Raw genomic sequence first — 14,349 nt, 5'->3', positions numbered from 1 at the left:
CTTTGGCGCTCCCTTTGGCGCTCGGCGTAAGCGGGATCTTTGCGAAGCTTCCTTCGGCGCTCCCTTTCGCGCTCGACGTAAGCGGGATCTTTGCGAAGCTCCCTTCGCCGCTCCCTTTCGCGCTCGGCGTAAGCGGGATCTTTGCGAAGCTTCCTTCGGCGCTCCCTTTCGCGCTCGACGTAAGCGGGATCTTTGCGAAGCTCCCTTCGCCGCTCCCTTTCGCGCTCGACGTAAGCGGGATCTTTGCGAAGCTCCCTTCGCCGCTCCCTTTCGCGCTCGACGTAAGCGGGATCTTTGCGAAGCTCCCTTTGGCGCTCCTTTTTGCGCTCCCTTTTGCGCTCGGCAAGTGAAGAACTGCCATCAACATTAACTTCTGCCTGGGTTGTTTGGTTATCACTTGTAGCTTGGTGCATGTATAACGGATTAACGACAGCAACTGGCCGTAAATCTTGTGAACTATGAATTCCGGCAGGAAGATTAGTTAACTGTAAACCTGAGCTTGTATTATTCACTGTTGTTTGCTCTCTAATTTCAAGCTCGTCCCACGATATTAGCTGCTGAAAGGAAGTACCTGGTGTTAGTAATAATGGATTATTAACAGGTTCATAATCATCCTGGTAAGGTACATATTCATCAAGAATGGATTGTGGTATCTCTTGAATAACTGTTCCAGAAGCGTTTTCTGAATAGAAGTTTGTTAGAGATTCAATATTATATTTAATTAATGAATTAGAATGATCAGCTTCATTTTGATATGTATCTAGTCCGCTATTGTAAATAGAAATAGGTTTCAGCACTCGAACTGGTATGCCTTGATAAATAGGTTGCTGTTCGGTGGCACCAAATTGCTGTTCTTGATCTAAACCTAATGCGCTGGAACCAAGATAAAAAAAAGAAGCATCATATGGAGGAAATTGATTGATTTGATACATCGAATTATTGAATTGCAGAATTACAGCTTAAGACTACGCCGTCTTATAAAAGTTCCTCTCTTTCACAACTCATTCCTTTATTTATCAGTCACTTTTTTAATACATTAGTTCCTTATAAAAATAATTGTCCGGGAGGGATAAAAAAGGGGAAATAAATGTCCAACAGTTTTTTGTTAAAACTGAAATTGGGATCAAAAAAATGTATGGTGCAGTTTCCAGTCCTGATGGCCAGGGTGCATTCATCGGCACATCCACCGACAAAAAGCCTCATGGCCTTGATGCCACCGATAAGTCGTCAGCTCCTGTTCTTCCTGCCTTGCCAAAAGAGACGTCCCCTGCCCACAGCCCTGCCTCCGCCACTGCCCTGATAGAAAGAACCATCGCACCATCAGGGCATCAAAACCTACAGCCCCTGCCGGAAAACTGGCAATGGCAATTGGTGTCTGGAATTTTGAACGGAGAAATTGACGCCATTTCAGCATTGCTTCAACAGAGTGTCGATGTGAATTGCGACCTCTCCAGCCAGCTTGCGACATTGGATCAACAACCTGTCAACATTAGCGGGGTAGACCCCTCTATTGCCGCCCAACTGGCCAGGGTTTTTAAGCAAGAATCGCAATACACCCCACTCCGGCTGGCCGCAACGACTGGCAATCCTGAATTGGTAAAGCTTCTGCTGTCTTCGGGGGCTCATCTTGAGTGCAGTAACCCTCTCCATGCACCACTGACAGGAGCTGCCGCTGCCGGGCATCGGGAGATAGTCCAGATTCTGCTGGAACATCATGCTGACATACAGGCTGGCAGCACCACAGGTGTCAATTCGCCACTGTACTGGGCCATTAAAGGTGGCCATCAGGATCTGGTGGCGTTTCTGGAACAGAACGGTGCCCGTTTGCAAATCGGTTGCCCGGGCAGGGGTGCCCCGATTCACCATGCCGCCAAAGTAGGATCCTCCAGAGTCGTAGAGTATCTGCTCAATCGAGGCGAGGACATTGATAACCAGAGTACCGGGCAGTTTACCCCGGTTTATGCCGCAGCATTCAACGGCCATTTTGAGCTGGTCAGGTTACTGCTTGAGCGAGGCGCAAACAATAGCCATGGTGAAACCGGTGAAAATACCCTGATCTGGGCAGCCTGTTGCAGCGGTAACCTGCAAACGGTCAAATATCTGCTTGACCAGGGGGCAGACATCAACGCCGGTTGCGAGGACTTCGACGCCATCAACAGTAATACCTCCCCCTGGAAAAAGCCCTACCCTATTGAGGCTGCTGCCTATTCTGGCAGTTGGCAACTGGTGGAGTACCTGCTTGAGCGTTATAAGCTGAGAATTGATGCTCCCGGCCTTGGCACCGCCCTATTCCGCCACGCGGCTGAGGGAGGCAAGGTGGTGATGATGGATTATATTGCCAGCAGGGCAACCATCAACATTGATGAGAAGGGTTACTATTCCCCGATCTCTTCCGCGGCCCACAGTGGCTCCATCGAAGCGGTGGCCTGGCTACTGGACAAGGGCGCAGACATTCACGCCCACTGCCGAGACCATCAATCCCCAATATGCCAGGCCTGCGCCCAGGGGCACTTTGACCTGGTCAAATTCCTGGACAGCAAGGGCGCAAGACTTCACGGTGCCGGGTGGGGTTCGCCACTCTATTGGGCGGCCAGCGCTGGCAGTATGGATACCGTGGCTTACCTGCTTGACAGGGGCGTCAATGTTAATGCCAACGATAGTGGGCGCACTACGCCTGTCGTTGAGGCCGCAGCGCAAGGGCACCTTGCGCTGGTCAAACATCTGGTACATAAATCCGCAATAATTGAAGCAGACCTTTTGCTCAATGTCGCCGCAAACGGAGGTCATTGCCCCGTATTGGAGTACCTGTTTGAAAATAAGGCGATACTGCAGCATATCAAGCCGTCACACATCTCCATGGCACTCACTGAAGCGACCCGTCGAGGCCAACTGAACGCAATAAAGTACCTGCTCGGCGCATTCAAGACCCATTTCAGTGCTAACCCCAGGCCTGACATCTCCGACCTTCTCTGGTTAGCGGCACAAAGAGGCATTATTGATGTGGTGAAGTATCTTGTTGAGCAGGGGGCTGACGTTAATGTGGAATGCCAGAGTCTTGGCAGCGCACTCTGGACTGCATCAGAGTCTGGTCGTCTGGATACCGTCATGTACCTGTGTCAACAGGGTGCCAACATTCACTACTCCAACCCGGCTGAAAATGCGGACGTACTTTCCATTGCCAGGCAAGAGAACCATCAGGAGGTGGTTCAATTCCTGCAACAACAGCTTGCAGCAGCAGTTCCTTTTGATTAGTAGTTCCATATAAAAATAATTGTCCGGGGGGGATAAAAAAGGGTTGATAAATGTCATAGAGGTTTATCAAAACTAAAATTGGGATCAAAAAAATGTATGGTGCAGTTTCCAGTCCTGATGGCCAGAGTGCATTCGCCGGCATATCCACCGACAAAAAGCTTTCTGGCCTTGATGCCACCGATAAGTCATCGGCCCCGGCTCTTCCTGCCTTGCCAAAAGAGGCTGCCCCTGCCCACAACAGTCCTGTCGCCGCTACTGCCCTGATAGACCGAACCATCGCACCATCAGGGCAGCATACCCCTCCGCCCCTGCCGGAAGACTGGCAATGGCAATTGATGTCTGGAATTTTGCATGGAGAAATTAACGCCATTGCAGCATTGCTTCAACAGGGTGCCGATGTTAATTGCAACCTCTCCAGCCAGATTGCGACATTGGATCAACAACCTGTCAACATTAGCGGGGTAGACCCCTCTGTTGCCGCCCAACTGCCCATGGCTGTTGAGAAAGGATCGTGGTACACCCCACTCTGGCTGGCCGCATTGGCTGGCAATCTTGAAGTGGTGAAGCTTCTGCTGTCTTCGGGGGCACACCTTGAGGCCAGTAACCCTCTCCATGCACCTTTGTCAGTAGCAGCCGCTGCCGGGCGTCGGGAGATAATCAAGGTTCTGTTGGAACATCATGCCGACATACAGGCTGGCAGCACCACAGGCGTCAATTCGCCACTGTACTGGGCCATCAATGGTGGCCACCAGGATCTGGTGGCGTTTCTGGAAAAGAACGGTGCCTATCTGCAAATCGCTTGCCCGGGCAGGGATGCCCCGATTCACCATGCCGCCAAAATGGGGTTTTCCAGAATCGTAGAGTATCTGCTCAATCGGGGCGAGGACATTGATAACCAGAGTACCGGGCAACATACCCCGGTTTATGCCGCGGCAATCTGCGGCCATTTTGAGCTGGTCAGGTTACTGCTTGAGCGAGGTGCAAACAATAGCCATGGCGAAACCGGTGCTAAAACCCTGATCTGGGCTGCCTGCCGCAGCGGCAACCTGCAAACGGTCAAATATCTGCTTGACCAGGGGGCGAACATCAATGCCGGTGGCCCAGACATCAACGCCATCACCCGGAAAGGACACCACCCCATCGAGGCTGCTGCCTATTCTGGCAGTTGCAAACTGGTGGAGTACTTGCTTGAGCGTTATAAGCTGAGAATTGATGCTCCTGGCCTTGGCACCACCCTATTCCGCCACGCTGCCAAGGGTGGCATGGCGGTGATGATGGATTACATTGCCAGCAGGGCAACCATCAACATTGATGAGGAGGGTTATCATTCCCCGATCTCTTCTGCAGCCCGCAGTGGCTCCATCGAAGCGGTGGCGTGGCTACTGGAAAAGGGCGCAGACATTCACGCCCACTGCGAGGGCCAGGTCACCCCAATGTGTCAGGCCTGCGGCCAGGGGCACTTTGAACTGGCCAAATTTCTGGACAGCAAGGGCGCAAGACTTCACGATGCCGGTTGGGGTTCGCCACTCTATTGGGCGGCCTGCGCTGGCAGTATGGATACCGTGGCATACCTGCTTGACAGAGGCAGCAAAGTCAATGCCGCTGCTTCAGGCTATAGGACCCCTATCTTCATAGCAACGAGGAGGGGTTTCGGTGACATCGTGAAATACCTGCTGGAAAAAGGTGCAGATGTTAATGCCAACAGTAGTGGGCACACTACGCCTGTCGTTGAGGCCGCAGCGCAAGGGCACCTTGGGCTGGTCAAACATCTGGTACGTAAATCCGCAATAATTGAAGCAGACCATTTGCTCAATGCCGCCGCAAACGGAGGTCATTGCCCTGTATTGGAGTACCTGTTTGCAGAGAAGGCAATACTGCAGCATATCAAGCCGTCATATTTTTCCATGGCACTCACTCAAGCGTCCTTTCGAGGCCAACTGAACGCAATCAAGTGCCTGCTCGGCGCATTCAATACCCATTTCAGGCCTGACATCTCTCACCCCCTCTGGTTAGCGGCGCAAAGAGGTGATATTGATGTGGTGAAGTATCTTGTTGAGCAGGGGGCTGACGTTAATGTGGAATACCAGAGCCTTGGCAGCGCACTCTGGACTGCATCAGAGTCTGGTCGCCTGGATACCGTCATGTACCTGTGTCAACAAGGTGCCAACATTCACTATTCCAACCCGGTCAACAATGCGGACGTACTTTCCATCGCCAGGCAAAAGGGCCATCATGAGGTGGTTCAGTTCCTGCAACAACAGCTTAATGCCAACCCTGCCGGAAGCCCTGAGGGCGATGAGTCAATGAATGAGTGAAATGTAAGATGGGGCTGAGGAGACAAAAACTCATGTTATTGAATAGAAATTAACACTTCAGTTTCTTCATTAGCCACAGAATCACCTGGATAAAATTGTTGCTGAAAATAATCTCTCAGGATTGGCAAACCATACAACGCAATTATTGAACCCACTAACAACAAAAATGAACGACTTGAAAGCAATTCAAGAAAAGCCTCAGGTATTGCCTCAAGACACAACTTCAAGAAATCAGTCTCAGTCAGAACTGCACTTGCATACTCATAAGAAATGCCGAATCTATTGGCAAGTTCCCTCAATGCCTGCTCGTAATTATCAATGTACCCGGTCTCGATCATAAAAGATTCGGCCAGCCGATTACCCAGACTCTTTTCGTAAGAGGTAAATGGCTCACCACAGTTTTCCACCGGGCAATTCGCGCGTATATGGTGAGGAACCACCACGCACTTTTTATGAAATGCGTGGCCCTGGGCGCACATGACAAGCTCAGCATGATAGCCAAAATCCATCTGGCATAGTCCACAACAGTCCGCTGCCACCGAGTTAGCCATTTCACTATTACCTCTTGATCAACTCAGCTATTCGTCGTAATTGCCTTCGACTGATGATTAAGGGATAAGTTCAATAACTTCATTTTTGCACAAACAAAACAAATCAGTAACTAAACAAAAAGGTCAGGTAGCTTTCCTCGGAATTGATCTGAGTAAAAAGAGTTTCCAGCTACATGGTGTTGATGCCAAAGGTCATGTGGTTATCAAAAAGAAACTTACATCGCAAAGCACTCTTGCCCTTTATAAAAACACGCTCTTTCGAGCAACCAACCACCACGTTCGTTGTCCCTGCCACCGAATCTGGTGAGATCGTCTCGCTATTCAACGGCAGGTGCCTCAGGCAACACTTCGCTTTGAAACGCGCTACCCCCAGTTTGGCTTCCGGACTATCCTGGAAAGCCAAAAACACAGTTTCCGGCGAGGCCTGCAGGGCAAAAATAGGGGGCCTATTTCCTGTCCTGTTTCTGCTTGGGTGTCCTATTTCCTGCGCAGGTTAATCCTGCTCCTCTAGAATTACTTGTCAAGATTCCACAAATAATAAATCAGTTTTGATGTCATACATCAGATTCGTCGACATATTATATTCTGTGAGCACGGATTTTACTGACGAGACTATTTTTTTGACAGGCTCCTATTGATTTGGTGAATAATTATGATCTCCTCGAAGTGTAATTTATTCCATTCTGAATATGCATCCTCAGTTGCCGGGGATAGTATGTCTGAAACGCCTGACACTCCTTTACAAAGAAAAGGAGTTCCAGCTCATCCTGCTTCTGATAGTCTTTCAACGCGTACTGTAGAGCCTGAAGTTACTACTAATCACCTTGGCTCTCCAGGCTTTAGCTCTGTTTTTTTTGATGCCAGATCTCAGGAATATCTCCTTCTTGTAAAAGCTATTCGTGTTTTGGAAAAAGGTCCGACGTTTAATGATGAAAAAATTGGTTCTGTTTCCAGAAAAAAAATGACCGTTTCTCAACTCAGGCAAATAAAGAATGACTTAAAAGTTGAAAATCTTTTTAAGTTAAGACAGCTGGAGCTTATTACAAACAAGATCTTTTCTGTTACATTAGATTCTCAAGAAGAAATAAGACAACAAGACATTGCTAGTCTTCTTGAGATATTGTCTGATTTTTACAGCCCTGATAATTTTATACAATGCATGATATGTATTATGCAAAAAGTGTATGGAGAACATTTTAAAGCCTTGAACCTATACAGTGCTACGCCCATCACGGCTGCGCTACTCAACAAGGCTCAATCTATGAAATTACCAATAACTGTTGCCGCCAAGCATGAGATTGGAGAAATTGTCGAGCTAATTTTCAGGATTGTACTTAGCAAGGACGATATGGTGCAGATATCATCTTTTCCACTATGGTATAAATTTTGGGAAGGGTATTTTACGATAAATATTATCTGCAGCTGCATTAATGTTGATGGTAGTCACTATTGTGCACCCTACTTTAGCCCAGAGCTACCGGTAAAAGTAGCTTTGAAATGTTTTGGTCGATTGCCACACTTAAGTGAAAGGGAAAAAGAATTTCTGCTGATGAAAACCTATGGGGGTAAGCTTGATGTAATCAAGATTCAGACGTTACATTTCAATTTGCTGATCGGAAAAGAGGTTAACACGGAACTGGTGATTTCCTACGTAAAAGAGAGTTGTCAGATATTTCAACATAAGTCAGTCATTAGTGTTTATGATGATCTTGAGCGTTATGGGCTGTTGCAGTTGTTGCATACTGCAACAGTTTGTGTATTAGAAAAATCTGAGCACGATGCACGACGATTAATTGAATGTTACGAATACTTTTCCTTTCTGCAGCCTTCAGCAGGTGTATTGAAAAACTATATGCAGGCCAGGTGTGAAGAAATATACGGTTCCGTTGATACAGCCAGCTCTATTTATCAGTCCCTGGTCAGTGGAGAAAATCAAGTTCCGGTATTTGAAGAATTGATTCGTTGCCTGGAAAAAATGGGTGATAACGAGGCTGTATATAATGCCTGTATAAATGCCGCGGATTATTACAGAGATAAAGGTATTAAATGGAGAGAAGAGTTCTATGAGCACAAGGCTGTTGCTACGATGATGCTCATGACCAGGATGGATGATCTTAAGAACGTTGATCAATCTCCAGGGCAAGATGAGGTGGATGTCAGCGTTGATATTAAACCACAAGCTAAAGTCGGCCGCAGTAAACCGCAGCAAGGTAATAGAAAAAACAGACTTAAACGGGGGGCAGACGCTCGTACAACGGGCTCTCGACGTAGAGAAAAAACAGAATCTGCTCAATCCTGCCATCCACCTTGCCCAACAGTAAAACTCAAAAAAGACACTGCTCATGCTGTGCATTCACGGACAGTGAAAACCGGTTCTTCAGAGCCCGCAAGCGAAAACAATGAGCGGGATTACTGGAGAGAGTTGAATGAGCTGTTTTTGAATTATTATCACGTTCCTCATAAATACCGGGATGCTGTCGAGCGTCTTTCCCTGGAAGCCTGTCAGTTTTTTCCAAATGATATATGGATTCTTCATTCTGCGGGTTGGGGCTTTCATCTTATTGGCGATGAAAAAAAAGCGGCTGAGCTGCTATTGAAAGGTCTGCGCCAGTACCTGAACCATAATTACCCTGAGGTGAAAAGTTTTATACCTGTTGATATTTATGGCAGCTTTGAAGCAGCCCTGGATAAACTCAAGGTTCACCCTGACATCACGCCTGGCTCATTCGCAGGCCTCAATGTGGCCGCTTATTTAAGCTCTCTGGCGTATGTGTATCGGAATTTTGATAATCATTATGATGCGCAGATGCGTTCTTTGGCTAATTGGTTGAACCCCGCCAGGGAGGCCCGTAAAAAAGAAAAACTGCAGTTGGCTTTTACGCCAAAGGTAAATGTAATTACTGCGGAAGTTGGCCAAATTATCAGAAAGAGTATGGTTTTTGACCGTGTCTAACTCGCTTAACCCTTCCAGAAAGCAGGCGCAAAAAGCACAAGGGCGGTAATAATCTCAAGGAGGCTGTCCGAGAATAGACTGCACTACGCGGCAACTGCTCCTGCGTTGCTCCGGCTCCTGCATCCATGTAGTGGCAGAAAATTGGTCTAAAAATTCCGTTTTGTTCGGTAAATAGAAAAGCTGGGGGTCGAAAAGCTGGGGGGCAGGCCTTTCTTCTTGACGCAAAACAAATCAGGAACTGATCAAAAAGGTCAGGTAGCTTTCCTCGGAATTGATCTGAGTAAAAAGAGTTTCCAGCTACATGATGGTGTTGATGCCAAAGGTCATGTGGTTATCAAAAAGAAACTTACATCGCAAAGCATTCTTGCCCTTTATTGCCAATCTGCCTCGATGCGCTTCGTATCAACCAAAACGATTGAGCAGCAAGATATTCAGAGCCTGCATAGAATTCGTAGCCAGGCAGTAGCCAGAAGGACTGCGTTGGGTAACCAGGTCAGAGGTTTGCTGATGGAATACGGGGTCATTATTCCAAAGGATATAGCCTTTATCCGCAAACAGTTCCTTACTGCACAGACAATGAAAGTTCGAACCTATGTCCGCAGAATTAACGGCATCCGTTCATTAACAGTGTGTGCAGGAATATTACCCGGTCCTCTGCGGCTTCGCTGTGAATTATTGAATCCATCCATGGTAAGGCTGACGTCTCTCCTGCCTCTGGCCATCAAAGGCTCGTAATGTTTGCCCGCAGTCCTGGACGATGCTCTGTGGCAATAATAGCGGTAGAGACAGAAACCAATTCCGACCAGCACAAAGAGCACTCCGCCAAAGGCAATACCGACTATGACCCCGTTACTCAGGCCCGACGTCGACGGGCTTCTGTTACTGGAGGCAGATGGTATTATTGTTGGGGTAACAGGGCATAACCGGCGGGTATTACTTCTGATCAATCCCACAAAATCATCATTAAACTGGCAATCGTTTCAGATACCGTGCTATGTCTGATCAGGCCCGCCCCGACGCCTGCGCCTCCACCAGAACCTGTGGATTCCACATGACAGTTCACTGCTGTGGTGTCAGCCACCGTGTCGAAGACATTAGCCATATCAACACAAATATTGCTGACTGTGGCCTGGTCTGAAATTTTACAGGCCACCACCCCGGTGGAGCCTGTGGAGGTTATATTGGCACCGGTAAAGCGCAGGCTATCCACACACCCCTCACCAGCCAATGTTTTCACCAGGCAATTTCTGAGGTTGCCAATGGTCCGTTTTTCTTCTTTGCCACGAAGGATGCCAGTAAAGGGATGAGTGTCATTACCAATGGACTGCGATGGGCTGTTGTCTTCATCGTTGTCGTTTATCAGGACTCTATCCGGAGTATTGTCCGGCAAAAGCGGTTCTACCCCTGACTCCCTGAATACAGCCAGACTGCCCCAACGTCCCTGTAGTTCTAAAGACATTGTTGTTACAGGTTGCCGGTCACCTGCGGTGCCTACCCTGGACTCGACCGATGGCTCTATCAAAACGACTACCTCATAAAAATGATATTTATTATCTTGTGGTTTAGTTTCTGTCCAACAGATAAAAATAGACTGGGCAAGACAAAAAGCCCCGGAGCAAAAATGCTCAACAAGCGGCAAGTGTAGTCAGGCTGATGGCATGAGCAATAATGATTTGAATTTTATCCATGAGTTTGTGAACTTTCATTGTAAAAAAATACTCATAAAGATAAATTAGTATTCCTGAAATCCCTGAATTCACAAGAAATTGACTTGTAATATGGCATCTGGAAAAGCTGGGGGCATTCTTCCTGACGAAAAAACCAGGTAAACAGAAACTGGCTTTGATCTTTCTTTTGAATGGATTAAAGCTTCAAGACCCGTTACTGGCTCCCAGCTCCAGAGTCAACCTCGGCCAGACTCTATTAGCACTGCAACAACAGTGATGGTGTCAGACCTACCATATTGCTAATCAAAAATAAGTTTTCCCATCAAAGGCTCATCCACATAGTCTTTGAGCTGTTGCTTATCCACCGGCAGCAGCGGCTTCAGCGGCAGCATCGGCACCGATTTCGACAACGGTTGTCCCGTTTCTTTACTGTGTGCAACCAGGCGCGAGCGGATAGAAGCCCGGGCGCAGACCTGAAGTGATTGGGGTTGAAAATTATCCGGCTCATTATTCCGATTGATGTTGTCAAACCTGCCAGTCTCGGCCAACAGGACTTTCAAGTTGCGAATTCTGCCCTTGGCAAAATTCAGCGGTGTACACCTATTCCAGTCTCGCGCCTTACAGTTGGCACCCTCAGCCACCAATAGTTGTACTTTCTTGCCCGAACCACTTTTTGCTGCCAAATGTAACGGGGTCCATTGTGTGCAGTTGTCTTGCCTGACTTCAAGGTTAGCCCCCTCGGACAAAAGCAGCTTCAGATAATTCAAGTCGAAACAGTGTTCGCTAGCCGCATGGTGCAATGATGTCAGTTTATATTTATCAGCTGCATCAATATTGGCACCGGCAGCCAGAAGCACCTTGAATACCTCCAGTGTATCGTTTATGGAAATCGAATAAATTAGTGGCGTTGCCTTATTCATATCCCTGGCATCAATATCGGCTCCCCGGGCCAGAAGCTCTTTCGCTACCTCCCCGCTACCGGCTCTGTGCAGCGGAGTCCGGCCTGAATCACTGCGGGCATTAACGCAGGCACCTGCATCGAGAAATACCTTTAACATCTCCAGATCGGCTTTAGAACAAGCCGGGAACAGTGGCGTGTTTCCGCAATTATCCCTGGCCTCAATATCAGCTCCCCAAGCCAGAAGCTGGTGCACAGTCTCCCCGCTACGGGCTCTATGCAACGGAGTTTGACCTGAAGGATTGCGGACATTCACGCTGGCACCCGCAGCCAGAAGGCAAAGTTGAGAACTTCCGGTTTTTCCGAAGTTACCGCCAGAAACAGCGGAGTTTCGCCATACCGGCCCCTGGACTCAATATCAGCCCCCTGTTCCAACAATGTCTTCACCGATGCCAGGTCGCCATCTTCGGCTGCCTTGAGCAGGTTTTTGTCGTCCGGGGACAGTTTCTTTGTTGCGCCCATCAAGACATTTTCAACATCTCTCAACAGTGTAAGCATAACTACTTCCATGAATTATCTCTGACAATCGTCGATAACCCTGCAAACTGCCTTAGCGGATATGGCAAACAGGTAACAGGTTGCAGATCAGGCACAAGGGGACTGGATCTTTATGCCACAAATCAACAATTCTACCACTCAACACATTGTCCAGCCCGACATCCATAAGTCTGACGACAATGACAAACAGCACAAAAAAGCCGACACAGCAAGATTCGGCGATCGTCAGATATCGGTCCATGAACCGACTGAGTCTGTATCGGTAAGGGCTACAAAAATCGCAAAGGCCGCAAAAGCTTATGTGATCTCAAAGGTGCCGGGTTTTCACCTCCTGCAGAGGAAAGTCGAAATCACCACACCCGTAAGCAGTCCGAAAGTACAGCAACCTGTTAATGTTGATAAACAACAGGAATCCGGGCACCAAATACGCCCAGAACGGCCACTGCCAAAGCCGCCGGGCGACAATAGTGACAACCCCACCTCTCATCCCGTTTCGAAAAAAAGCAGGCCGCTACCACCACCGCCGGGTGACAATAGTGACAACCCCACCTCTCACCCCGTTTCGAAAAAAAGCAGGCCGCTACCACCACCGCCGGGTGACAATAGTGACAACCCCACCTCTCACCCCGTTTCGAAGAATAGCAGGCCGCTACCACCACCGCCGGGTAAACATAACAAGCCATCCTCGAAAAAAACCGGAAGGCCGCTGCCACCACTTGTCCAACATAGTATGCAGACGCCAAAAAGCAATCGTCTGCTACTGCCTCCTCTTAAGCAATACAAAAGACCATTACCGGAGCTGCCGGTTGACAATAGCGATCAGATGCCCGATGAAAGCCTGACCATGGTAACTACCAGATCTGGCAATACCCTGCCCACAGCGACCACGGAGACATGGCAAGCCGCTGGGTCAACCGGTGATGACACCCTGTATCAGGATATCAGGGAACAGTATGCTGACCAGCTGGCAGACCTCGAGGGTACCAATGATTCCGGGTACCAGATGACCATTGACGATGACACCCTGCACCAGGATATCAGGGAGCAGTATGCTGACCAGCTGGCAAACCTCGAGGGTACCAATGATTCCGGGTACCAGACACAGACCATTGAATCGGTAATAACAGCAGAGGAATCGCTGAGCACAGCAGAACTTAACTCATTGCGAAAAGACAAATATAACTCCGGAAAGATCGGGCTGAAAAATATCGAACTGAATCCGACCAGAGAAGCGCTTAATGAGTTGGAAGATCTCAGAACGCAATGGCAAAAGGCAAAAACGGCAATAGCAGAATGGCGGCAGAAAAAAGGGGATATGGGTGAACTGCCCCCTGCCGACCAGAGCAAATTCACAGCGCTTTCCGGGGCCGAAGCAGCTGCGGGCCGACAGTTCCGAATCGAGCTCAATTTTTTTCTGATACAGTGCCGCAGCAAAGAGTGGCGGGACAGCGCTGCTGACTTGAGCATAGACGCCTTTTATAGACTGCAAACCATCATTCAGGCGTCACCGCTGAACGATGAAGAGAAATACAGCCATGAAAGTGTGATAGCAACCGTTGCCCTCTCTGAACAACAACAGTTGCCCGGCTATAAGAAGAAAACGAGAAAGAAGAAGCTGAACGATGTACTGCTACGGCTGGATAGTTGTGAAAAGCTGCTATTGAACAATAACGCATTGGACAACACTAAGAAACTGGAGCTGTTTGGTAGTTTATATACCAGAATCGTCCGTCATTTTGCCGTTGAGGAGCCCTGGCAAGACCAGAAAGTCAGGCTCGACATGGGTAAGGGGGATCTTCTTGCCTTTCAGCTCTTATTACAACACTCAAAAAAAGGCGGCAGTGGCAAGCATCCAGACCCGGATAACAGCGAGAAACGACAGTTACTGGAGGATTTCGTGACCAGGAAAAGCGAGGCCCTTGATCGGCTGCAGACCGTCAGGAAAACCTACGATGAGCTTGATGCTGTTAATGAAGACACATGGGAAGACTATGGAGAACTCCTTGAGCTTGCCGACGAAGAGCGTAGCCTGACAACACAGGTAGGTCGCTGGACAGAAGAAAAAATAGCAGCAGCTCAGAAAATGATCCAAAGGGAGTAAAAATCAGGGTAACAATCAGGGCGGTTGCACCTAGTGTACGATAGTTTATATTTT

At 48.4% G+C, this 14,349-nt stretch carries 13 protein-coding genes; 5 read left to right on the top strand and 8 right to left on the bottom strand.

The window, feature by feature from the left end:
* On the bottom strand, window positions 1-413 hold a 413-nt coding region (locus CX664_RS25685; RefSeq protein WP_219622176.1), incomplete at its 3' end, for a hypothetical protein.
* 718 nt (window positions 414-1,131) lie between these two features.
* Here CX664_RS25685 and CX664_RS12240 point away from each other — a divergent pair.
* Together CX664_RS12240 and CX664_RS12235 are read left to right on the top strand one after the other, a co-directional pair.
* Window positions 1,132-3,252 (top strand): ankyrin repeat domain-containing protein, encoded by a 2,121-nt coding sequence (locus tag CX664_RS12240; protein ID WP_145999971.1) that lies wholly within the window; start codon window positions 1,132-1,134, stop codon window positions 3,250-3,252.
* A 92-nt stretch (window positions 3,253-3,344) separates the two neighbouring features.
* Window positions 3,345-5,567, top strand: a complete 2,223-nt coding sequence (locus tag CX664_RS12235) for an ankyrin repeat domain-containing protein (RefSeq protein WP_101747011.1) — start codon at window positions 3,345-3,347, stop codon at window positions 5,565-5,567.
* A 35-nt stretch (window positions 5,568-5,602) separates the two neighbouring features.
* On the opposite strand, the gene CX664_RS12230 is transcribed toward CX664_RS12235, so the two are convergent.
* Window positions 5,603-6,118, bottom strand: coding sequence for an RING finger protein (locus CX664_RS12230; protein ID WP_145999970.1), 516 nt, complete (start codon window positions 6,116-6,118; stop codon window positions 5,603-5,605).
* Between the two features lie 169 nt (window positions 6,119-6,287).
* Window positions 6,288-6,521 carry a hypothetical protein gene (locus CX664_RS12225; RefSeq protein ID WP_101747009.1) on the bottom strand — a complete coding sequence of 78 codons (234 nt, stop codon included), beginning with the start codon at window positions 6,519-6,521 and terminating at the stop codon, window positions 6,288-6,290.
* Between the two features lie 312 nt (window positions 6,522-6,833).
* On the opposite strand from CX664_RS12225, the gene CX664_RS12220 reads away from it, so the two are divergent.
* Together CX664_RS12220 and CX664_RS28130 are read left to right on the top strand one after the other, a co-directional pair.
* Window positions 6,834-9,071: a Rho termination factor N-terminal domain-containing protein gene (locus CX664_RS12220; protein ID WP_145999969.1), complete on the top strand. Its 2,238-nt coding sequence runs from the start codon at window positions 6,834-6,836 to the stop codon at window positions 9,069-9,071.
* A 216-nt stretch (window positions 9,072-9,287) separates the two neighbouring features.
* Window positions 9,288-9,806: a hypothetical protein gene (locus CX664_RS28130; protein ID WP_101747007.1), complete on the top strand. Its 519-nt coding sequence runs from the start codon at window positions 9,288-9,290 to the stop codon at window positions 9,804-9,806.
* Window positions 9,807-10,014: 208 nt separating this feature from the next.
* Here the strand turns inward: CX664_RS28130 and CX664_RS12210 are convergent, their stop codons facing one another.
* From CX664_RS12210 to CX664_RS25675, 5 genes are all read right to left on the bottom strand, one after another.
* On the bottom strand, window positions 10,015-10,593 hold the full coding sequence (locus tag CX664_RS12210) for a hypothetical protein (RefSeq protein WP_145999968.1): 579 nt from the start codon (window positions 10,591-10,593) through the stop codon (window positions 10,015-10,017).
* A gap of 444 nt (window positions 10,594-11,037) precedes the next feature.
* Window positions 11,038-11,919 carry an ankyrin repeat domain-containing protein gene (locus tag CX664_RS12205; protein ID WP_145999967.1) on the bottom strand — a complete coding sequence of 294 codons (882 nt, stop codon included), beginning with the start codon at window positions 11,917-11,919 and terminating at the stop codon, window positions 11,038-11,040.
* Window positions 11,920-11,948: 29 nt separating this feature from the next.
* Entirely contained in the window at window positions 11,949-12,194 is a 246-nt protein-coding gene (locus CX664_RS12200; RefSeq protein WP_180966481.1) for an ankyrin repeat domain-containing protein, read from the bottom strand.
* A gap of 52 nt (window positions 12,195-12,246) precedes the next feature.
* Complete coding sequence (locus tag CX664_RS25680) at window positions 12,247-12,435, bottom strand: hypothetical protein (protein ID WP_145999966.1); 189 nt, start codon at window positions 12,433-12,435, stop codon at window positions 12,247-12,249.
* 148 nt (window positions 12,436-12,583) lie between these two features.
* Window positions 12,584-12,877 carry a hypothetical protein gene (locus CX664_RS25675; RefSeq protein ID WP_145999965.1) on the bottom strand — a complete coding sequence of 98 codons (294 nt, stop codon included), beginning with the start codon at window positions 12,875-12,877 and terminating at the stop codon, window positions 12,584-12,586.
* Window positions 12,878-12,924: 47 nt separating this feature from the next.
* Here CX664_RS25675 and CX664_RS12195 point away from each other — a divergent pair, with 47 nt between their 5' ends.
* Window positions 12,925-14,295: a hypothetical protein gene (locus CX664_RS12195; RefSeq protein ID WP_145999964.1), complete on the top strand. Its 1,371-nt coding sequence runs from the start codon at window positions 12,925-12,927 to the stop codon at window positions 14,293-14,295.
* The last annotated feature ends 54 nt before the right edge of the window (window positions 14,296-14,349 follow it).

This window comes from Endozoicomonas acroporae, assembly GCF_002864045.1.
Lineage (GTDB): Bacteria > Pseudomonadota > Gammaproteobacteria > Pseudomonadales > Endozoicomonadaceae > Endozoicomonas > Endozoicomonas acroporae.
This window is presented reverse-complemented; position numbering and strand designations above follow the sequence as displayed.